The sequence below is a fragment of the Flavobacterium phycosphaerae genome, from assembly GCF_010119235.1.
Classification (GTDB): Bacteria; Bacteroidota; Bacteroidia; order Flavobacteriales; family Flavobacteriaceae; genus Flavobacterium; species Flavobacterium phycosphaerae.
On the sequence record NZ_JAAATZ010000001.1, the window covers coordinates 1,073,591 to 1,093,453 of the forward strand.

Annotated in this window: 21 protein-coding genes and 2 pseudogenes; 18 read left to right on the forward strand and 5 right to left on the reverse strand. The window is 38.1% G+C overall.

Annotation, left to right across the window (positions count from 1 at the left end; translation table 11 throughout):
* Nucleotides 1–38: 38 nt before the first annotated feature.
* Entirely contained in the window at nucleotides 39–1,616 is a 1,578-nt protein-coding gene (locus GUU89_RS04775) for a S8 family peptidase (RefSeq protein ID WP_162126854.1), read from the reverse strand.
* A 72-nt stretch (nucleotides 1,617–1,688) separates the two neighbouring features.
* The gene (locus GUU89_RS04780; protein WP_162126855.1) at nucleotides 1,689–2,549 is read right to left on the reverse strand and encodes an MBL fold metallo-hydrolase; all 861 of its coding nucleotides are present in this window, start codon (nucleotides 2,547–2,549) and stop codon (nucleotides 1,689–1,691) included.
* Between the two features lie 510 nt (nucleotides 2,550–3,059).
* On the opposite strand from GUU89_RS04780, the pseudogene GUU89_RS04785 reads away from it, so the two are divergent.
* The 8 genes and pseudogenes from GUU89_RS04785 to GUU89_RS04820 all read left to right on the forward strand — a co-directional run bounded on the left by GUU89_RS04785 (nucleotide 3,060) and on the right by GUU89_RS04820 (nucleotide 9,750).
* Nucleotides 3,060–3,388: pseudogene (locus GUU89_RS04785) on the forward strand (HesB/IscA family protein).
* Between the two features lie 9 nt (nucleotides 3,389–3,397).
* Nucleotides 3,398–4,846: a Fe-S cluster assembly protein SufB gene (sufB, locus tag GUU89_RS04790; RefSeq protein WP_162126856.1), complete on the forward strand. Its 1,449-nt coding sequence runs from the start codon at nucleotides 3,398–3,400 to the stop codon at nucleotides 4,844–4,846.
* A 23-nt stretch (nucleotides 4,847–4,869) separates the two neighbouring features.
* Nucleotides 4,870–5,220, forward strand: a complete 351-nt coding sequence (locus tag GUU89_RS04795) for a four helix bundle protein (protein WP_162126857.1) — start codon at nucleotides 4,870–4,872, stop codon at nucleotides 5,218–5,220.
* Nucleotides 5,221–5,309: 89 nt separating this feature from the next.
* Nucleotides 5,310–6,062: a Fe-S cluster assembly ATPase SufC gene (gene sufC / locus GUU89_RS04800; protein WP_162126858.1), complete on the forward strand. Its 753-nt coding sequence runs from the start codon at nucleotides 5,310–5,312 to the stop codon at nucleotides 6,060–6,062.
* Nucleotides 6,062–7,377, forward strand: a pseudogene (sufD, locus tag GUU89_RS04805) (Fe-S cluster assembly protein SufD). Before sufC ends, sufD begins: the two are co-directional and overlap by 1 nt.
* Nucleotides 7,378–7,602: 225 nt before the next feature.
* Entirely contained in the window at nucleotides 7,603–8,610 is a 1,008-nt protein-coding gene (locus tag GUU89_RS04810) for a DUF2157 domain-containing protein (protein WP_162126859.1), read from the forward strand.
* Nucleotides 8,594–8,785: a hypothetical protein gene (locus GUU89_RS04815; protein WP_162126860.1), complete on the forward strand. Its 192-nt coding sequence runs from the start codon at nucleotides 8,594–8,596 to the stop codon at nucleotides 8,783–8,785. Before GUU89_RS04810 ends, GUU89_RS04815 begins: the two co-directional genes overlap by 17 nt.
* Nucleotides 8,770–9,750, forward strand: a complete 981-nt coding sequence (locus GUU89_RS04820; RefSeq protein WP_162126861.1) for a hypothetical protein — start codon at nucleotides 8,770–8,772, stop codon at nucleotides 9,748–9,750. The genes GUU89_RS04815 and GUU89_RS04820 overlap by 16 nt, the downstream gene beginning before the upstream one ends.
* Here the strand turns inward: GUU89_RS04820 and GUU89_RS04825 are convergent.
* Complete coding sequence (locus tag GUU89_RS04825; protein ID WP_162126862.1) at nucleotides 9,734–11,080, reverse strand: serine hydrolase domain-containing protein; 1,347 nt, start codon at nucleotides 11,078–11,080, stop codon at nucleotides 9,734–9,736. The genes GUU89_RS04820 and GUU89_RS04825 overlap by 17 nt on opposite strands.
* Nucleotides 11,081–11,204: 124 nt before the next feature.
* On the opposite strand from GUU89_RS04825, the gene GUU89_RS04830 reads away from it, so the two are divergent.
* From GUU89_RS04830 to GUU89_RS04855, 6 genes are read left to right on the forward strand one after another with little or no spacing between them, the layout of a single operon-like run.
* The gene (locus tag GUU89_RS04830; RefSeq protein WP_162126863.1) at nucleotides 11,205–12,419 is read left to right on the forward strand and encodes an aminotransferase class V-fold PLP-dependent enzyme; all 1,215 of its coding nucleotides are present in this window, start codon (nucleotides 11,205–11,207) and stop codon (nucleotides 12,417–12,419) included.
* An 11-nt stretch (nucleotides 12,420–12,430) separates the two neighbouring features.
* Nucleotides 12,431–12,868, forward strand: a complete 438-nt coding sequence (locus tag GUU89_RS04835; protein ID WP_162126864.1) for a hypothetical protein — start codon at nucleotides 12,431–12,433, stop codon at nucleotides 12,866–12,868.
* Nucleotides 12,868–13,287: a SufE family protein gene (locus tag GUU89_RS04840; protein WP_162126865.1), complete on the forward strand. Its 420-nt coding sequence runs from the start codon at nucleotides 12,868–12,870 to the stop codon at nucleotides 13,285–13,287. Before GUU89_RS04835 ends, GUU89_RS04840 begins: the two co-directional genes overlap by 1 nt.
* A 4-nt stretch (nucleotides 13,288–13,291) precedes the next feature.
* The gene (locus GUU89_RS04845; protein WP_162126866.1) at nucleotides 13,292–13,615 is read left to right on the forward strand and encodes an SUF system Fe-S cluster assembly protein; all 324 of its coding nucleotides are present in this window, start codon (nucleotides 13,292–13,294) and stop codon (nucleotides 13,613–13,615) included.
* A gap of 3 nt (nucleotides 13,616–13,618) precedes the next feature.
* Nucleotides 13,619–14,128 carry a DUF2480 family protein gene (locus GUU89_RS04850; RefSeq protein WP_162126867.1) on the forward strand — a complete coding sequence of 170 codons (510 nt, stop codon included), beginning with the start codon at nucleotides 13,619–13,621 and terminating at the stop codon, nucleotides 14,126–14,128.
* A gap of 57 nt (nucleotides 14,129–14,185) precedes the next feature.
* Nucleotides 14,186–15,079, forward strand: coding sequence for a DUF3078 domain-containing protein (locus GUU89_RS04855; protein WP_162126868.1), 894 nt, complete (start codon nucleotides 14,186–14,188; stop codon nucleotides 15,077–15,079).
* 64 nt (nucleotides 15,080–15,143) lie between these two features.
* On the opposite strand, the gene GUU89_RS04860 is transcribed toward GUU89_RS04855, so the two are convergent.
* The gene (locus GUU89_RS04860; RefSeq protein ID WP_162126869.1) at nucleotides 15,144–16,319 is read right to left on the reverse strand and encodes a cystathionine gamma-synthase; all 1,176 of its coding nucleotides are present in this window, start codon (nucleotides 16,317–16,319) and stop codon (nucleotides 15,144–15,146) included.
* 291 nt (nucleotides 16,320–16,610) lie between these two features.
* A complete protein-coding gene (locus GUU89_RS04865) occupies nucleotides 16,611–17,066 on the reverse strand; it encodes a DinB family protein (protein WP_162126870.1) in 456 nt (151 codons plus the stop codon).
* A 69-nt stretch (nucleotides 17,067–17,135) separates the two neighbouring features.
* Between GUU89_RS04865 and GUU89_RS04870 the strand changes: the two genes are divergently transcribed.
* Genes GUU89_RS04870 through gmk form a run of 4 tightly spaced genes read left to right on the forward strand, consistent with a single transcriptional unit; the run spans nucleotide 17,136 to nucleotide 19,863 of the window.
* Entirely contained in the window at nucleotides 17,136–17,474 is a 339-nt protein-coding gene (locus tag GUU89_RS04870) for an arsenate reductase family protein (protein ID WP_162126871.1), read from the forward strand.
* A 13-nt stretch (nucleotides 17,475–17,487) separates the two neighbouring features.
* Complete coding sequence (locus GUU89_RS04875) at nucleotides 17,488–18,369, forward strand: DMT family transporter (protein ID WP_162126872.1); 882 nt, start codon at nucleotides 17,488–17,490, stop codon at nucleotides 18,367–18,369.
* 58 nt (nucleotides 18,370–18,427) lie between these two features.
* Nucleotides 18,428–19,288, forward strand: a complete 861-nt coding sequence (locus tag GUU89_RS04880; protein ID WP_162126873.1) for a YicC/YloC family endoribonuclease — start codon at nucleotides 18,428–18,430, stop codon at nucleotides 19,286–19,288.
* A 5-nt stretch (nucleotides 19,289–19,293) separates the two neighbouring features.
* A complete protein-coding gene (gmk, locus tag GUU89_RS04885; RefSeq protein ID WP_162126874.1) occupies nucleotides 19,294–19,863 on the forward strand; it encodes a guanylate kinase in 570 nt (189 codons plus the stop codon).

Here is a 19,863-nt window from a genome sequence, read left to right on the forward strand (position 1 = left end):
AAAATAAAAAAAGGAAGGTCGGAACCTTCCTTATCGGATTATAATTTTGGATTCTTTTTTGTCTTTTTGACCATAGTTTCGGCCATTTTCAACGCATTGTAAGCATTGACAATTTTTCCGGAAACGCAGGTTTTGGAGAATGGCATTTTCTCAGCAGTATCGCCCACCACTACATCAAACGGCACGGCTGTTCCTGACTGCATGATGATTTGTTTTACCTGAGCGGCTTTCAAACTAGGATAATAAGAACGAATCAAAGCAGCTACTCCGGCAGCATTAGGTGAAGCCATCGATGTTCCCTGCTCGTATTTGAATTTATTATCAGCAACAGTGGCATAAATTTTCATTCCCGGAGCAAATATGTCCACGTTTTTCTGACCGTAATTAGAAAAATCAGCGACCATATTTTCACCATATTGATTATCAAGTGCTCCAATGGTTAATACATTTTTGGCGATTTCTGTCTTTTTGTCTTTAGTGTCCGCCGGGAAACTAGGTTCAACATCAATATTTTTACCATCATTTCCGGCAGCAAAAACGATTAAAACATCTTTGCTTTCGGCATATTTGATAGCATCCCAAACCCATTCTTTTTGCGGAGAATAATCTTTTCCGAAACTTCCGTTGATGACTTTAGCCCCATTGTCTACAGCATAACGAATGGCTAAGGCAATATCTTTGTCATATTCATCTCCATTAGGAACGGCTCTCACCGGCAGAATTTCAACATTGTCAGCAATACCGTCTCCACCTAGATTGTTGTTTCTTACTTGAGCAATGATTCCGGCTACGTGGGTACCGTGAAAAGAATCTTTTCGGTCTTTAGAGTAAACCACATTGTTACCGTAGATTTTATTGGTAATGTCTTCCGGGTTGTCTCCCACTTCTTTTCTTCCGTCAAACTCTTTGTTGAGGTTGTAGTTTAACTGGTCGTACACCTGTTCTTTATAGTCATTGATATCATCACGAAATCCTTCACCGGCCTCTTCAGCTATAGAAAGCATTACCATTTTACTTTGGTAAATCTTTTTGTCTGACGAAGTAATTCCTTTTAAATCCTCAAGGGTATAATTTTCTTTGTTTAAATATTCGCGGACGTTTCTGTCAGCAGCCATGATGAAATCAACCTGGAATTTGTTTTTCAACATCTTTTGATTTTTCTTTTCATAGTCGGCCGCTGCGGCTTTGTAGGCATCAGAACCATCATCCGGCTTTTTTAACATGCGTACCAATTCCAGATTTTCATTGTTAGATTCACCCAGAAAGTTCCAACCATGCACATCATCAACATAACCGTTTTTGTCATCATCGATGCCATTTCCGGCGATTTCTTTTTTGTTGGTCCAAATTACCGATTTTAAATCGTCGTGATTAATGTCAACTCCTGAGTCGATAACCCCTACGATTACTTTAGTACTTTTTTTTCCTTTAAGTAATTCGGTGTAAGCTTTATCCACGCTCATTCCCGGTATGGAATCTTTTGCTAAATCAAGGTGACTCCAGCGTTGTAATTGCTGTTCGGTTAAAGGCGCTTTTTTGGTTAAAGATTTATCGGCGGTTTGGGCTGTTATGGTTAGTGAAACCAACGATAATAACAGGAATTGAAAGATTTTCATTTGCGTTTTATTTGAATTTAAGAATTGGTGTAAAATTAAATGGTTTTGTTACAGCTAACAGCAGGATTAACACTAACTTAAGATATCCTCACAACGAAAAACTTCCTTCAAACGAATACCTCTTTCGGTGTTTTCTACGGTGATGATTTGGTTGTGGGCATCGTGTTCTAACCACAAGTAGTAGTTGTTTTCAACAGCTGCGTGAAGGAATTTAGATTTTTCGGGCAAGGTTAAAAGAGGTCGGGTGTCATACCCCATCACATAAGGGAGAGGCAAATGTCCGGCGGTCGGAATCAAATCGGCACAAAAAACAATGGTCTTGTCCTGGTAGTGCACATGAGGCAACATCATTTTTTCGGTATGGCCATCCACAAAGAAAATCCCGAAATCTAATTCCGATTGGCTTAAATAATCGCCATCAGGTCTTTTGATGAAATGCAGTTGTCCGCTTTCTTGCATGGGTAAAATATTTTCGGACAGAAAAGACGCTTTTTCACGCGCATTGGGTTTTGTAGCCCATTCCCAGTGATTGTCATTGGTCCAGAATTTGGCATTTTTAAAAGCTACTTCATAACCGGTTCTATCCTTGTTCCAATTCACACTGCCGCCACAATGGTCAAAATGCAAATGGGTCATAAAAACATCGGTCACATCATCGCGATGAAACCCATATTTAGCTAAAGAACCATCTAAAGAATGAGTTCCCCAAAGCGAATAGTAACCAAAAAACTTCTCAGACTGCTTATTTCCCATGCCGGTATCAATTAAAATTAATCGATTACCGTCTTCAATAAGCATACAACGGGCTGCAATGTCAATCAAATTGTTATCGTCTGCCGGATTGGTTTTGCTCCAAATGGTTTTAGGCACTACGCCAAACATGGCACCACCGTCTAACTTAAAGTTTCCTGCTTCTATGGGATAGATTTTCATGGATAGATTTTTGGTAAAAATACAATTTATAGTAAAATAATATTTAGCCAAACACTTTTTTAGTGATTCCCGACCGGAAGGGCAGTTTTCATGGGCTAATCAAACGTTAGCGATAGTACCAGGCGGAGCACTATTCCCTAAATCCTTTACTTACTAATCGGAACAGTGAGCTGTAGTCTTGTTATGTTGCTCCTGTTTTGTTCGGTAAAAATAATTTTTTGCCCAAATAGAACTTTTTTAACCTCAACAAGGGGGTAGCACAGCCCCGAACAAAACCCGAACAAAACCCGAACCAAAATCGAATAAAACAATGGATTATTTAGACAGTTATTTGGACCAAATTATCAATTATAGGCTATGTTGAGGGAATCAGCCATCAAAATTTCAGTTTCTGCTTAGCGCAAATCGGTTTTTTCTATTCCTTGATTAGTTATAAAAATGTTACGAATGATGGGAAAAAAAGATAATTGTGTTAACTTTGCCTTTTATTTAGACAAAATCAAAATAGCTATGATTAAAGTATCCGATACAGCAAGCAAAAAATCATCGACATGATGAAAGATGACGGTTTTGACGCTGCCAAAGATTACGTTCGAGTAGGCGTAAAAAGCGGAGGTTGCTCTGGTTTGTCGTATGAATTAAAATTCGACAAAGAACTGGGCGAAAACGACAAAGTTTTTGAAGACAACCATGTGAAAATTGCCGTAGAAAAAAAATCATTTTTATACTTAGCCGGAACCATTTTAGAGTTTTCGGGCGGATTGAATGGAAAAGGATTTGTATTCAATAATCCAAACGCATCCAGAACTTGTGGTTGCGGAGAATCATTCTCACTTTAGAAACAAACTATGTCAAAATACACCGAAGAAGACTTAAAAGTCGAATTAGAAAATAAAGAATACGAATACGGGTTCTATACTGAATTGGATTCAGAAACGTTTCCAATAGGGTTAAATGAAGAAATAGTTCGTGCCATTTCTTTGAAAAAAGAAGAGCCGCAATGGATGACCGATTGGCGAATAGAAGCGTTTCGTGCTTGGCAGGAAATGACGGAACCGGATTGGGCGAATGTTAATTACGAAAAGCCTGATTTTCAAGCCATATCCTACTATTCGGCACCAAAAAAAGCAGATCCGAATAAAACCCTAGACGATGTAGACCCGGAACTTTTGGCGATGTACAAAAAGTTGGGCATCTCCATTGATGAACAGAAAAAAATGAACAATATCGCTATGGATATTGTAGTCGATTCGGTTTCTGTTGCTACCACGTTCAAGAAAACCTTGAACGAGAAAGGAATTATTTTCTGCGCTATATCCGAAGCCATTAAAGAACACCCTGAATTAGTTAGAAAATACTTAGGAACGGTTGTGCCGCAAAAGGACAATTTTTATGCTGCTTTAAACTCAGCTGTGTTTTCAGACGGGTCGTTTTGTTATATTCCGAAAGGTGTTCGTTGCCCAATGGAATTATCAACCTATTTTCGTATCAATCAAGCCGGAACCGGTCAGTTTGAAAGAACACTTTTAATTGCCGATGAAGATAGTTATGTTTCTTATCTTGAAGGATGTACGGCGCCTAGTCGCGACGAAAATCAACTACACGCAGCTGTTGTAGAGCTTATTGCTTTAGACGGTGCTGAAATTAAATATTCAACGGTTCAAAACTGGTATCCCGGAAATAAAGAAGGCAAAGGTGGTGTTTACAATTTTGTAACCAAAAGAGGTTTCTGCGAGAAAAACGCAAAAATCTCCTGGACACAAGTTGAAACCGGCTCGGCCATTACCTGGAAATATCCTTCGGTTATTTTGAAAGGAGACAATTCTATTGGCGAATTTTATTCGATAGCCGTAACTAATAATTTCCAACAAGCTGATACGGGAACCAAGATGATTCATTTGGGTAAAAATACCCGATCAACGATTATCTCTAAAGGAATCTCTGCCGGAAAATCACAAAACAGCTACAGAGGGTTGGTGCAAATTGGAGCCAGAGCTGAAAACGCCCGTAACTTCTCGCAATGTGACTCGTTGCTGATGGGGAATAATTGCGGTGCACATACCTTTCCGTACATTGAAAGTAAAAATGCATCCGCCAAAGTAGAGCACGAAGCCACAACATCTAAAATCGGAGAAGACCAAGTGTTCTATTGTAATCAACGCGGAATTCCTACGGAAAAAGCCATTGCTTTAATCGTAAACGGTTTCAGTAAAGATGTATTGAATAAGTTACCCATGGAGTTTGCTGTAGAAGCACAAAAATTACTTGAAATTTCGTTAGAAGGTTCAGTAGGATAATTTGAAAATGAGGTAATTTGAAAATGGAAGCCAAAGACAACGTAATTATCAAATTAACTTTTGAGTTTGCATTAGAAATTATCAAATACTGTGAAGGATTAGAGAGAGATAAGAAGTATGTAATTGCTAACCAGCTTCTTAAATCAGGAACATCAATAGGGGCCAATATCAGAGAAGCTCAAAATGCAGAAAGTAAAGCAGATTTTATTCATAAATTTAAGATTGCTGCCAAAGAAATAGAAGAAACGAGTTATTGGTTAGAGCTCTGTAAGTTTTCTGAAAATTATCCAAACGTAGATATTTTGATAGAACAAATACATAACATTTCAAGAATAGTCAACAAAATAATAATAACATCAAAACAAAATAATTAGAAGATTTGAAAATGAGGTAATTTAAAAATGAATCAAACATTTATTCTTTAATTATCTAATTTCCAAATTTCCAAATTTCCAAATTAATCATGTTACAAATAACAAACTTACACGCTTCAGTTGAAGATAAAGAAATATTAAAAGGCATCAACCTTGAAGTTAAAGCCGGAGAAGTACATGCTATCATGGGACCTAACGGTGCCGGGAAAAGTACGCTTTCGTCTATCATTGCCGGAAATGAAAACTATACCGTAACCGAAGGGGAAATCCTTTTGGAAGGGGAAGACATTTCTGAATTAGCTCCAGAGGAAAGAGCCCACAAAGGGGTTTTTCTTTCGTTTCAATATCCGGTAGAAATTCCGGGGGTTTCGGTGACCAACTTTATGAAAACCGCTATCAACGAAAGCCGAAAAGCCAATGGGAAAGAGGAAATGCCGGCGAATGAAATGCTGAAATTAATCCGTGAGAAATCAGAATTATTAGAAATTGACCGCAAGTTTTTATCCCGTTCATTAAACGAAGGGTTTTCAGGCGGTGAAAAGAAACGTAATGAAATCTTCCAAATGGCGATGTTGGAACCCAAATTGGCCATCCTTGATGAAACAGATTCCGGTTTAGATATTGACGCGTTGCGAATCGTTGCCAACGGTGTAAATAAATTGAAAAACGAAAACAACGCAGTGTTAGTAATTACACACTACCAACGTTTGTTAGATTATATCATTCCTGATTTCGTTCATGTTTTGATGGATGGTAAAATCGTAAAATCAGGCGGGGCATCATTAGCATTAGAGCTTGAAGAAAAAGGATACGACTGGATTAAACAAGAGCAAGAAGCATAATGGAATTGAAAGAAAAATTAATCTCGTCTTTCATGGCGTTTGAAGAACAAATCGATGTGCATTCTGAGCTACACGATGTGCGCACTTCAGCCATAAAAAACTTTGAAAACAAAGGATTCCCTTCCAAAAAGGAAGAAGCGTGGAAGTATACTTCACTGAATGCTATTCTGAAAAATGACTACTCGGTATTTCCAAAACATGAAAATGCCATTGAATTTGCCGATGTAAAAAATATTTTTTACACGAAATAGACACCCACAAAGTCATTTTTGTAGACGGAAAATTCTCTTCGTTTTTATCCGCAACGACGCATGACGGATTGGATGTGTGCTTAATGTCTTCCGCCTTAAACAAGCCGAAATACAAAATGGTAATTGATGAATATTTCAATAAAATTGCCAGCAAAGAAGAAAGTTTAACGACTTTAAACACTGCTTTTGCCAGCGAAGGCGCTTACATCAATATTCCGAAAAGCAAAGTGGTCGAAAAACCTATTGAAATCATTTACTTCTCCACCGGAAAAGAAGATGCTTTACTAGTGCAACCGCGTAATCTAGTAATCGTTGGCGAAAACGCCCATGTGCAAATTATTGAAAGACACCAAAGCTTGAATGAGAATCCTGTATTGACGAATTCAGTCACAGAGATTTTTGCTCAAAAGCGCGCTATTGTTGATTATTACAAACTTCAAAACGACTTGTTATCTGCCAATTTGATTGACAATACTTATATTTCCCAAAAGCAGGAAAGCCGCGTTGCTGTTCATACTTTTTCTTTTGGCGGTAACATCACCAGAAACAATTTGAATTTCTATCATTTTGGAGAAAGAATTGATTCAACGTTAAAAGGCATTACGATTATTGGCGATAAACAACATGTTGATCATTATACCTTAGTCAATCATGCTACGCCAAACTGTGAAAGCCATCAGAACTATAAAACCATTTTGGCCGACAGTTCTACCGGAGTTTTCAATGGTAAAATATATGTGGAAAAAGAAGCTCAAAAAACGGATGCCTTCCAACAAAACAACAACATTTTACTGGGAGATAAAGCAACCATTAACGCTAAACCTCAATTGGAGATTTTTGCCGATGACGTAAAATGTTCTCACGGTTGTACGATTGGGCAATTGGATGAAACGGCAATGTTTTATATGCAACAGCGAGGTATTCCGAAGAAAGAAGCCAAAGCGTTATTGATGTATGCGTTTTCCAACGATGTTATTGAAAGCATCAAAATACCGGAATTGAAAAAAAGAATTACCAAAATCATTGCTACAAAATTGGGCGTGAGTTTAGGATTCAATTTATAAAAGAATAATTCTTAACGATATAAAGGTTCAAAGTTTTGCTTTGAACCTTTTTTATGTTACCACACTCCCATTAATCATCATTTAATGCTTCACCCATGGCTTTGGCAAGCCTAAATGGTGAAACCCAATCACCTTTTATAAGGCCGGTATAGGGTTTCTCATATTATCTTACGTGCAGTTTTTTGTTTTTAGCTATATTTCTGTATATATTTGGTTGTCATCAAAATGCCTCAACTATTGAAAGAAAAAACAACAATACTCACCGAGCAACTAGTCTCGAAAGACTTCATCGCTCCCGAACAACATGAAGCAATCAAGCAACATAAAGCGCTAGGCATTTTTTCGTTGCACAGCGAATTGCTTTTTTTGGTGTATTTATCAGTACTTCTTTTTACAAGTGGTGTCGGCATATTTGTGTACAAAAACATTGACAGCATTGGGCATCTGGCGATTTTGACTGTTAACTTTATACTAATGGTGACCTGCTTTTATTTCAGTTTCAAAAAAAGCAAAGGGTTTTCCAAAACAGAGGTTCTTTTTGACAATCCGATGTATGATTATTTGGTTTTGACAGGAAGCATTTTAGCCTGTATTTTTATTGGATACGTGCAATACCAGTACACTGTTTTTGGTCAGCATTTTGGATGGGTTTCTTTGTTTTCGGCCATTTTTTGTTTTGGGGTTGCCTATTATTTTGACAACAAAAGCGTGCTTTCTATTGCCATTACCGCTTTGGCCACTTTTATCGGTATAACCGTAACGCCGAAAACATTGTTGGAAAATGAGATTTATTCCAATCCGCAACTTAGCTATTACGGTTTGGTATTGGGCGTTTTACTACTTCTTTGGATGGAATATTCTTCCAGAGAAAACATCAAAAAGCATTTCCATATCATTTACCTCACTTTTGCATTGAATTTAATAGGGATGTGCTGCATCTCAGGTTTGCTGGGGAATTATTGGTTTGTTTTTGTAGTTATAATGGCGGTTGCCATATATTATTTCTACAGAGTTAGTTATCAAATAGCCTCTACTTTTATCTTGGTTTTTTCGTTGTTGTATGGTTATGTCGGACTGAATATCTTTCTGGGGAGACTTATTAGTTTAATGAACCTCAATGATCTTGTACAATTCCTGATTTTCTGCTGCCCGTTTTATGTTATCGGTTCTATCTTCTTGTTTATAAAGCTAATTCAAAAATTTAATAGAGAAAAACATGCAGGCATACAATAAAGAAGCATTAGAGAACGGTCTTCTGGTGGGGGAAGCCAAGCGATTATTCAAAATGAAATTCATTTCAAAAGAACAATTAGCTACGGTAAGCCATTCATTACTCTTGTTGCAGTCGAATACTATTTTTATTCGTTTTGGTTTTTTTCTGTTGGGTTTTTTTTGTATTCCGCGCTAACCGGTTTTGTTTCCTTAATTTTTCTGAATGCTTTAGACAGCCATTTTCAAATAATCATTTATTTATATGCTATTATTGGTTTTGTTGCCAGTGAAGTTTTAGTCAAACAATCCTATTATCGACACGGTTTAGACGATGCTTTTGTTTTGTCTTGGCAAGTTGTTTTTTGTGCCGCTGTCGGCATGTCATCAGAATCCTCTGTTATGGCTTTTGCGGTGTTGTTTATCGTGGGTCTTTTCAGTTGCATTCGTTATGTTAACACGCTTTCAGCTTTATTTTCTTGTGTCGGATTGGTTGGTTTTTTCTTTATGTTAATCACCGAAAACAAAGTAATCAGCAGTATGTATCTTCCTTTTGTCGGATTGATTTTGTCGGCAGTAATTTACTATGTTTATTTTAGATTGAATAAAAACACTCAACTGCTGATTTATCAAAATGCTTTGTGGCTGATTAAAGTTTTCAGCTTGGTATTAGCGTATGCTGCTTTTAATTACATGGTGGTGCGTGAGCTTTCAGTGAGTTTAATGGGCTTTGAAGTGGAAAAAGGAAACGATATTCCGTTAGCATATTTATTTTACGCATCAACCTTTCTTATTCCGCTAGCCTATATTTATTTTTCTCTGCTAAAGAAAGACCGAACCATTCTAACGGTTGGTTTGTTGGCTTTAGGCTATTCATTTTTTACGATTCGTTATTATTACAGTTTAATGCCACCCGAAATGGCTTTGGTTTTGGGAGGACTTTTGCTTTTTGGTATTGCTTTTTTGGCTATCAAAAAACTGAAACACAAAACAACCGGTATCACATTTGAACCCGATAGGGATAGCAACACCAATTTAATGCTGAATGCACAAGCCTTAATCATCAATTCTCAGATAAATACCAAAGCGGTAATGCATTCCGAAAGCAAAATGCCTTTTGGTGGAGGTGGCTTTAGTGGCGGTGGTGCTAGTGATGGTTTTTAAGACTAGTAATTACGGCTTTTAAAAACGCATTATAATCCAAATCTTCGCTCAACCCCATTCGTATAACTACTAAATCTTCAGACGGAATGATAAATACCATTTGGCCTTGGTAGCCACTGCAATGGTATAAATCTCGGGGCACATCTGGATATTTACCGCCGGCATTTAACCAAAAATGAGCTCCGTATAAGCCATTAGAGCCATTAGTTGGCGTGGCTACATATTTTGCCCAACTCGGATCAAAAAGTTGCTCACCGTTCCAATTGCCTTGGTGTAAATAGAGCAGGCCGAGCTTTGCCCAATCTCTGGTTGTGGCCCAGCCATAAGAGGATCCTACAAAATTACCCGCCATGTCGGTTTCTACTATTGCCGAGTGCATTCCGATTTTATCTAACAAACTACTATACCAAAAATCTAAATATTCTTGGTGCGTTTTGAATTGCTTTCTCAAAATCTTACTTAACAAATTCGTTGTTCCCGAGGAATAATACCAATGGCTGTTGGGTTGAAAAACGGCCGGCTTCTCGGCTTGCACTTTACCCATATCTTCGGCTTGAAACAACATTTTAGTTACATCGGAAATTTTGCCGTAATCTTCTTCCCATGCCAAGCCTGAATTCATGTGCAGCAAATCGTTGATGGTGATTTTTTTTCGTATGTCATTCTGCCATTCCGCAATTGGTGCGGGTTTCTGAATGTCAATTTTACCTTGTTTTTGCAGAATTCCGAAATAGGTGGCGGTTAAACTTTTTGTCATTGACCATCCCAAAATTTTGGAATATTTAGTAAAACCATCGGCATATTTTTCTGCAATAATCCGGTCTTTATAAATCACCAATACGGAACGCGTTCGGTTTTTCTTCTCTCCTTTTTTATCAAAAAGTGTTGAAACAGCAGCATTTAATTGGTCATAATCAATCTCTTTGAAAACAGTATCCTTAGGTTCGTTATCACCATAAGGGAATGGTAAATTAGTTTTTATAAATGACCGTTTAGGTACTTCATAGGGTTTGGTTGTATCAAAATCATCATTGATTAAGGTTGCGCCCAATCCTTCGCGGTAAATGGCTTTTCGCTCTTTTAATCCGTAGACTGTTGACGTCACCAATTTTCCGGCATCATTAATTTTATTGGTAACCCAATTCACTTTATCAATATCATTGTCGCCTTGCTGAATGGTTTCCAAACTTCTGCCATCAATAAAATGACCCGAAGCTATACTTTTGGCCGAAAAACCCGAAAGCAAATCGAGCTGCGGATAAATAGCAATTCGCAAATAAACTAAAACAATAAGGAGTACAACCGCTAAGATTTTGAAGATTTTTTTCATAAGGATAAAGGAAAAACTGTGCTTTAGTAAATGTAAAAAAATAAAGTAATTATTAACAAGTGTTTGGTAAAATACCAGATTCAATTTTATTACTTTTGTATTTAGAATTTTTCTAAATAATACAATGTTAGACATCCAAAAAATCAGAGCTGATTTTCCTATACTTTCGCAAAAAGTCAATGGCAAACCACTCGTCTATTTTGATAACGGCGCAACATCGCAAAAACCCCAAGTGGTTATTGATGCGATTTCTAAATATTACCAAGAGATTAATGCTAACATTCACCGCGGTGTGCATACCTTGAGTCAGCTAGCGACTGATGCTTATGAAATTTCCAGAGGTAAAATCCAAAAACACATCAATGCTAAACAGGCTCACGAGGTCATTTTTACTTCGGGAACCACGCATGGGATTAATGCCATTGCCAACGGTTTTGCCTCCCTTTTAAAAGTTGGGGATGAGGTTTTGGTTTCGGCATTAGAACATCACAGCAATATAGTGCCTTGGCAAATGCTTTGCGAAAAAACCGGCGCGACGTTGAAAGTTATTCCGATGAATGAAAAGGGAGAATTAATCATGTCGGAATACGACAAATTACTTTCGACTAAAACTAAAGTGGTAACAGTAAATCATATTTCCAACGCATTGGGAACCATCAATCCTGTAAAATACATGATTGACAAAGCCCACGAGGTAGGAGCAGCCATTTTAATTGACGGGGCTCAGGCAACGCCACATTTAAAACCCGATGTTCAAGCCTTAGATTGCGATTTTTATGTGTTTTCAGGACATAAAATCTGTGGTCCAACCGGTATTGGTATTTTGTATGGAAAAGAAGATTGGTTGCGTAAATTACCACCCTATCAAGGCGGCGGTGAAATGATTGCGACAGTAACTTTTGAGAAAACCACCTATGCCGATTTACCTCACAAGTTTGAAGCCGGAACTCCTAACATTGCTGATGGCATAGTGCTGGGAACGGCGATTGATTACTTGAATGAAGTGGGCTTTGATACTATTGCGAAATACGAGCACGAATTATTAGAATATGCTACTAACCAATTAGCAACCATTGAAGGATTGAAAATTTTTGGTACGGCAAAAGAAAAAACTTCCGTAATTTCGTTTAATATCGAGGGGATTCATCCGTATGACATTGGTACGATTATCGACAAACTGGGAATAGCAGTGCGAACAGGCCATCATTGTGCTCAACCAATTATGGATTTTTATAAAATTCCAGGAACCATAAGAGCCAGCTTTGCCTTTTATAATACCAAAGAAGAAATCGATTTGATGGTGGCAGCTGTGAAAAAAGCCCAAATGATGTTATCTTAAAAACTAAAAATATGAAAGCTATAAGCCTAATTTTACTGACCATTTTCCTCGGAAAAAGTTGTTCCAACGAAGCACAAAACGACATCGCTAACACCACCCTTCAGTATACAGCAACTACCCGAGGTTTTTTTCAAAAGATAGTAGTAATTAACCAAAAAGCCACTATTTCAAGAGACCGAAACGGGGTGGAAGCTCCGGAAGAAATTACGATTTCGGATGCTGATTGGAAGGAGTTGGTTGCCAGTTTTGAAAAAATTAATTTGGAAGAAGTTCCCAACTTAAAAGATCCGACACAAAAACGTTTTTATGACGGTGCTGCTATAGCAGATCTTAAAATTCGCTATAAGGATAAAAATTATGAAACAGTCCCTTTTGACCATGGTTTTCCTCCGGCAGCCATTGAAAAACTGGTTACTAAAATAGTTTCCTTAGCCAAAGAAAAAGAATAATGACCATACAAGAAATACAAAATGAAATCGTTGACGAGTTTTCGATGTTTGACGATTGGATGCAACGTTACGAATACATCATCGATTTGGGAAAAGGCTTGCCGCTTATAGACGAGCAATACAAAACCGATGACAATATTATCAAAGGATGCCAGTCCAAAGTTTGGCTGCATGCCGAACCACAAGACGATAAAATTGTCTTTACTGCTGATAGTGATGCCATACTGACGAAAGGAATAATTGCTATTTTAATTCGGGCGTTTTCCAATCAAAAAGCGAAAGATATTTTAGAAGCCAATACTGATTTTATTGACGAAATCGGATTAAAAGAACATTTGTCAGCCACCAGAGCCAATGGTTTGGTTTCGATGATTAAACAAATAAAAATGTATGCTTTGGGATACAATACAAAAAATTAAGATTATGGAAGAATTTAAAGACGATATCAATTTGGGTGAAAATGTAGTGAAAGTGCTGAAAGGCATTTACGACCCGGAAATTCCTGTAGACATTTACGAACTGGGATTGATTTACGATGTGATGATTAATGAGGACAATGAGGTAAAAGTTTTAATGACATTAACCTCACCCAATTGTCCAGTTGCGGAAACCTTGCCGCGTGAAGTAGAAGAAAAAATCAAAAAAATAGATACCGTAAAAGCGTGTGAAGTTGAAATCACTTTTGATCCGCCTTGGAGCAAAGATTTGATGAGTGAAGAAGCCAAACTGGAGCTGGGAATGTTATAAAAAATGCAAGACGAAATCATAAACAGAGTAGCCAATTCTGTGCTCGAAGTGTTCGATTTGGAAGATTATTATCCGGTCGGAACGCGAACACAAATTGATATTTCGCAATGGTTGTTGGAAGGTTTTTTGCTCAAAGAGAAAGACTTCCGCGAGGCCTTGAAACATCATGATTGGTCACAATACCAAAATCATTTTGTGGCGATTCATTGCGCTACAGATGCTATAGTTCCGGCTTGGGCGACTATTTTGGTCACTACTTATGTGGCTCCTTTTGCCCAAAAAGTAATTTCTGGAAATCTTACTGATTTGGAAACGGCTTTGTATCAGGAAATTTTACCAACTTTGGATTATTCTCCTTACCAAGACAAACCGGTAATCATTAAAGGCTGTTCTAAAAAACCGGTTCCCGAAAGTGCTTACATCCTAGCCGTTCAAAAACTGCAACCTTTGGCCAAAAGTATCATGTATGGCGAAGCTTGTTCGGCCGTTCCTTTGTATAAAAAAGGAAAATAATTTTCTATCCTATACGCTATTACTATCTTTGCTGCGAAAATTTTAAACTCGACAGCAATGAAAAAAATGATACTTCTTGTAGCCGTTGGTTTTTCTATGAATTCAGCTTTTTCGCAAGTAAGTGAAAAAGAACTTTTGAAGAAAACAGAAGAAACGGTCGCCAAAATAATGGAAGAAAAGCCTAACGGTTGGGATAAAAAAGGCCTATTTACGGTTTTGTTAAATCAGGCTAGTTTCAATAATTGGTTAGCCGGTGGACAAAGCAGTGTTTCCGGGAATGCCGGATTGAAATACGATTTCAATTATAAAAGCGATACTTGGACCTGGGACAACAAACTGACTGCCAATTACGGTTTGACTAAAATCAATGGGCAGGACCTCCAAAAAACAGACGACCGATTTGAATTCAATTCTTTGGTAGGTAAGAAAGCTTCCGGGGAATGGTATTACTCTTTCTTTTTCAATTTTAAGACACAGTTTGATTCGGGATTTGATCCTGCGGATAATACGGTTAAAATTTCACATTTTTTTTCACCGGCTTATATCCAGTTTGGTCCCGGTATGCTATGGAAAAAAAGCGAAAACCTGAAAGTAAATATTGCACCGGCCACGTCGAAAGTAATTTTGGTTCACAAGCATTTTACGGAGCTTGGACCGGCTTTCGGGGTACATCAGGGCGATGCTTCCCGATATGAGTTTGGAGCCGCTGTAAACGCGTATTACAAGTTTAATTTGATGGAGAACGTGACTGCCGAAAACATTCTGAATTTATACACCAATTATTTGGAAGACGCCCAAAATGTCGATTTAGATTATACTTTGAATATTGTCATGAAAGTGAACAAATATTTATCGACCAATTTTGCTTTCCAAACTATTTATGACGACAATGCTTTCAGCGGATTTCAAACGCGACAGGTGATAGGTGTTGGGGTGAATTATGGTTTCTAAACCGAATTAATAGTATAAAAAAAGTCCCGAGTACTCGGGACTTTTTTGTTTTGATCTAATCAAATTATACTTTGGCTGCGGTTAAGTTAGCTTCCACAAAACTGAAAGCTTGTTCTATATCTGACAGTAAATCATCGATATCTTCTACTCCAACGCTTAGGCGAACTAAATCGTCAGTGATGCCAATTTCTTTTCGTTTGTCTTCCGGGATGGAGGCATGCGTCATTAGTGCCGGATGATTGGCTAATGATTCTACGCCGCCAAGAGATTCAGCTAAGGTGAATACTTTTAGGTTTTCTAAAAAGGCAATAGCATCTTCTTTTTTACCTGATTTGAACGTGAAAGAAACCATACCACCGAAACCGTTCATTTGTTTTTTGGCAATTTCATGGAAAGGATGACTAGGTAGACCAGGGTAATAAACAGTAGCTATCTTTGGATGATTGGCTAAAAAGGCAGCTACCTTTTCGCCGTTTTCGCAATGACGTTGTACGCGCAGGTGAAGGGTTTTAATACCTCTTAATACCAAGAAACTATCCATTGGTCCTAAAGTACCTCCTGTGGCGAATTGTTTGAAGTGTAATTCATCACCCAATTCTTTGTCTTTGATGATTAAGGCTCCTGCAATTACATCACTGTGGCCTCCAAGGTATTTAGTGGCTGAGTGCATTACGATATCGGCACCTAAATCTAGGGGCTTTTGCAAGTAAGGTGTGGCAAACGTATTATCAACGGCAAAAAGAATATTGTGTTTTTTGGTGATTTTGGCTATTTCAGCAATATCAGCTAATTTCATTAAGGGATTGGTTGGCGTTTCTACCCAAACCAGCTTGGTGTTTTCATTGATTAGCGACTGAAATTTGGCTATATCATTCATGTCTACAAAGTGGAACTTGATGCCACTGTCTTTGTAGATGCGGGTGAACATTCTGTAAGTTCCTCCGTAAAGATCATCCATCGCAATGATTTCGTCACCGGCTTTGAACATTCTTAATAAACAATCGGTTGCGGCTAAACCGGAAGAGAAGGCTAAACCACGTGAACCGTTTTCGATAGACGCCAAGGCATCTTCTAAAGCTTGACGGGTTGGGTTGGCCGCTCTGGAATATTCGTAATCACCCACAGGTTTTCCGGGAGAAACTTGGGCATAAGTAGAAGTTTGAAATACCGGGGGCATAACAGCTCCTGTTACTTCTTCATGGTGTTGATTGCCATGTATGACTTTGGTATTGAATTTCATTTTGAATAAATTAGGTAACAAATGTAGCAAGTTTATTTGAAATTTTGCGGTGCTTTTGATTGGATTTAACACTTGACAGACGGAGCTTTAACTAAGGTAAAGTTTGGGAAAAACCCAAAGAAGTTTTGGATTGCCCCAAAGAAATGTGGGATTTCCCCATGGGAATGTTGGATTACCCCAAAGGGATATTGTATTTACCCAAAAGAATGTGGGATTATCCCAAGGGGATGTGGGATTTCCCCAAAGGGATATTGGATTACCCCAAGGGGATGTGGGATTATCCCATGTTTTTTAGATAAATTTTCGAATTTGCATCATGATACCGGTGTGAACGGCCTCGTGGTAGTTGTTGAACTCCATGGCTTCTCGGGCATTTTTCATGGTGTAGCCCGACATGGTGGTAAACTCGGTAAAGGTTTTAAAAATAGCGTTGGCAAAATCTTTTTTGGTTTGCTCGTGTGTGGCAAAAAGAAGTGTTTTTATTTCGTCAAGTTCTTCTTGAGTTACGCTGTGTTCGGGTTTTGTGCCTCGTTTGTATTTGTTTACCATTTCTTCTGAAACCATCATGGGTAACCCCGATAAGTTGTACACTAACATTTGTTGTACAACCACTATGTGAGCGATATTCCAAATCAGGTTGTTGCTAAAGCCTTCGGGGATGGTGTTGAGTTGTTCTAAGGTATAGTTTTCCAAAAATTTTGAAATGACATTTCGGCTGGTTTGATGGATGTTGAAAGTGGCTTCCATTGGATTTAAATTTTTGATAAAAATACAGATTATAAGTGGAAATGAATTTTCTTTGTAGAAAGAAAAAACATGACCAATAAAATATACTATCTCGCCTCGTGTGACACTTGTCGCAAAATTATAAAATCGCTTCCTAATGCTGACCGATTGCAGTTTCACGACATTCGTCAAAATCCTATAACGGAACAGGAATTGGAAGAAATGTATCAACTTTCAGGAAGTTATGAAGCTTTGTTTAGCAAAAAGGCTCAGCTTTATAAGTCGATGGATTTGAAAAATAAAACTTTGACGGAAGCCGATTATAAGCAGTATTTATTGCAACATTATACCTTTTTAAGTCGGCCGGTTTTTATTATTGACGATAAAATTTACATTGGCAACGGACAAAAAACATCATTGACGTTATAAAAGTTTTGAGCTAATGACCAAAAGGACTTGGGCGTTATTAGCTGCCATGATGGTATCGTTGATTTATGGTGTTTCGTTTACGATTGCCAAAGATGTGATGCCTTTTTATATTAAGCCTTTCGGGTTTATTTTGCTTCGCGTGGTTGGGGCTACCTTGTTGTTTTGGATGGTTTCCTTTATGGGGCCTAAAGAAAAAATTCAGTGGCAGGATTTTCCGAGAATTGCGGCGGCGGCTTTGTTTGGGGTCGCCATTAACATGCTTACTTTTTTTAAAGGATTGAGTTATACCTCGCCTATTTCGGCAGCGGTTATTATGGTGACCACGCCCATCATTGTTTTGATTTTGTCGGCCATTATCATGAAAGAGAAGATCAAGGCATTAAAGATTTTGGGCATTTTACTGGGGCTTTTCGGTACCGGTTTTTTGATACTGTATGGCAAATCGGTTGGGGCTGCTACCAATGCAATGCTGGGGAATTTTTTGGTTTTCATCAATGCGGTTTCCTATGCTCTTTACTTGATTATTGTCAAAAAACTGATGGATAAATACAACGCCTTCACCTTTGTTAAGTGGATTTATACTTTTGGGTTGTTGATGGTGCTTCCTTTTGGTTGGAGCGAATCTCAGGAAATTCAATGGCAGTCGATTCCGCCAATGATACTTTGGGAGATAGGGTTTGTTGTGGTGTTTACCACCTTTTTGACTTACTTATTTAACTTGGTTTCGATGCGGGAATTGAAACCTACAACCGTGGCGGTTTTTATTTATTTACAACCGCTTTTCGCAACCGTTTTTGCGATGAGTTTGGGCAAAGACCAGTTGACTTGGGTAAAAGTAGCTTCGGCGGTTTTGATATTTGTTGGTGTTTTTCTGGTGACTAAGAAGAAATCCTGAATCCTAAATCCCAACTCCTCAATTTTGAATATATTTGTAGCTATTAGAAAATAAAAGCATGATACAATCGATGACCGGTTTTGGGAAAGCTACTTTGCAATTACCGACCAAAAAAATTACAGTAGAAATCAAGTCGCTCAACAGCAAAGGGTTGGATTTAAACACGCGTATGCCTTCTGTTTTCAGGGAAATGGAATTGGGATTGCGCAACCAGCTTTCGCAACGCTTGGAGCGCGGAAAGATTGATTTTTCGTTGTATGTTGAGGTAACTGGTGAGGAAACTTCGTCCAAAATTAATGTACCGATTGTAAAAGGGTATATCAACCAAATGAAAGCTGTGATTGCTGATGCCGATGAAACCGAATTGATGAAAATGGCGGTGAGAATGCCGGATGCTTTGAAAACCGAGCGCGATGAAATTGATGAAAACGAATGGAAGAAAATCCAGACCGTGATTGATGAAGCTTTGGAGAACATGGTGCAATTCCGCAAAGATGAAGGCGTTTCTTTAGAGAAGGAATTTTTACATCGCATTGCTAATATCATGACTTTGATGAATAATGCCGTGGCTTATGATGCGGAACGTGTAGAAACTGTTAAAACCCGATTGAGAACAGCGTTGGAAGAATTAAAAGCCAATGTAGATGAAAACCGTTTTGAGCAGGAATTGATTTTTTATCTTGAGAAATACGATATCACCGAAGAAAAAGTACGCTTGGAAAACCATTTAAATTACTTTATCGAAACTTTGGCCGGGACTGAAGCCAACGGAAGGAAACTGGGTTTTATTACTCAGGAAATGGGAAGAGAAATCAACACTATGGGCTCTAAATCGAACCATTCTGAAATGCAAAAATTGGTGGTGATGATGAAGGACGAATTGGAGAAAATTAAAGAGCAGGTTTTAAACGTATTGTAAACACAATGAACAAAGGAAGATTATTAGTATTCTCGGCGCCATCCGGATCGGGGAAAACCACCATAGTAAGGCATTTATTAGCGCAACCCGAATTGAATTTAGAGTTCTCTATATCGGCAGCTACTCGCGAACCACGCGGAGAAGAAGTAGACGGTAAAGATTACTACTTTATTTCTATTGAGGAATTCAAAAAGCACATTAAGGCGGAAGATTTCATTGAATGGGAAGAAGTATACCGCGATAATTTTTACGGGACGTTGAAGAGTGAAGTAGAGCGCATTTGGGCTAAAGGGAAGAATGTTATTTTTGACATTGATGTGGCCGGCGGTTTGCGAATTAAACATAAATTTCCGGAAGAAACCTTAGCTGTTTTTGTGAAGCCACCCAGTGTTGACGAACTAAAGCGAAGATTAAAAGAGCGTTCTACCGAAACCGATGATAAAATCAATATGCGTATTGCTAAAGCCCACGTTGAATTGGCCACAGCGCCACAATTTGACAAGATTATCAAGAATTACGATTTAGATGTTGCCAAAGCTGAAGCCTACGAATTGGTGAAAGAATTTATAAAATAA

What these genes read in the sequence shown, in the direction of transcription:
- sufB (WP_162126856.1), top strand. Translation starts at nt 3,398, where the DNA reads ATGTCAAAATACACCGAAGAAGACTTAAAAGTCGAATTAGAAAATAAA.
- GUU89_RS04850 (WP_162126867.1), top strand. Translation starts at nt 13,619, where the DNA reads ATGCAAGACGAAATCATAAACAGAGTAGCCAATTCTGTGCTCGAAGTG.
- GUU89_RS04795 (WP_162126857.1), top strand. Translation starts at nt 4,870, where the DNA reads ATGGAAGCCAAAGACAACGTAATTATCAAATTAACTTTTGAGTTTGCA.
- GUU89_RS04860 (WP_162126869.1), bottom strand. Translation starts at nt 16,319, where the DNA reads ATGAAATTCAATACCAAAGTCATACATGGCAATCAACACCATGAAGAA.
- GUU89_RS04865 (WP_162126870.1), bottom strand. Translation starts at nt 17,066, where the DNA reads ATGGAAGCCACTTTCAACATCCATCAAACCAGCCGAAATGTCATTTCA.
- GUU89_RS04825 (WP_162126862.1), bottom strand. Translation starts at nt 11,080, where the DNA reads ATGAAAAAAATCTTCAAAATCTTAGCGGTTGTACTCCTTATTGTTTTA.
- GUU89_RS04780 (WP_162126855.1), bottom strand. Translation starts at nt 2,549, where the DNA reads ATGAAAATCTATCCCATAGAAGCAGGAAACTTTAAGTTAGACGGTGGT.
- GUU89_RS04830 (WP_162126863.1), top strand. Translation starts at nt 11,205, where the DNA reads ATGTTAGACATCCAAAAAATCAGAGCTGATTTTCCTATACTTTCGCAA.
- GUU89_RS04810 (WP_162126859.1), top strand. Translation starts at nt 7,603, where the DNA reads ATGCCTCAACTATTGAAAGAAAAAACAACAATACTCACCGAGCAACTA.
- GUU89_RS04840 (WP_162126865.1), top strand. Translation starts at nt 12,868, where the DNA reads ATGACCATACAAGAAATACAAAATGAAATCGTTGACGAGTTTTCGATG.
- GUU89_RS04815 (WP_162126860.1), top strand. Translation starts at nt 8,594, where the DNA reads ATGCAGGCATACAATAAAGAAGCATTAGAGAACGGTCTTCTGGTGGGG.
- gmk (WP_162126874.1), top strand. Translation starts at nt 19,294, where the DNA reads ATGAACAAAGGAAGATTATTAGTATTCTCGGCGCCATCCGGATCGGGG.
- GUU89_RS04775 (WP_162126854.1), bottom strand. Translation starts at nt 1,616, where the DNA reads ATGAAAATCTTTCAATTCCTGTTATTATCGTTGGTTTCACTAACCATA.
- sufC (WP_162126858.1), top strand. Translation starts at nt 5,310, where the DNA reads ATGTTACAAATAACAAACTTACACGCTTCAGTTGAAGATAAAGAAATA.
- GUU89_RS04835 (WP_162126864.1), top strand. Translation starts at nt 12,431, where the DNA reads ATGAAAGCTATAAGCCTAATTTTACTGACCATTTTCCTCGGAAAAAGT.
- GUU89_RS04870 (WP_162126871.1), top strand. Translation starts at nt 17,136, where the DNA reads ATGACCAATAAAATATACTATCTCGCCTCGTGTGACACTTGTCGCAAA.
- GUU89_RS04875 (WP_162126872.1), top strand. Translation starts at nt 17,488, where the DNA reads ATGACCAAAAGGACTTGGGCGTTATTAGCTGCCATGATGGTATCGTTG.
- GUU89_RS04845 (WP_162126866.1), top strand. Translation starts at nt 13,292, where the DNA reads ATGGAAGAATTTAAAGACGATATCAATTTGGGTGAAAATGTAGTGAAA.
- GUU89_RS04880 (WP_162126873.1), top strand. Translation starts at nt 18,428, where the DNA reads ATGATACAATCGATGACCGGTTTTGGGAAAGCTACTTTGCAATTACCG.
- GUU89_RS04855 (WP_162126868.1), top strand. Translation starts at nt 14,186, where the DNA reads ATGAAAAAAATGATACTTCTTGTAGCCGTTGGTTTTTCTATGAATTCA.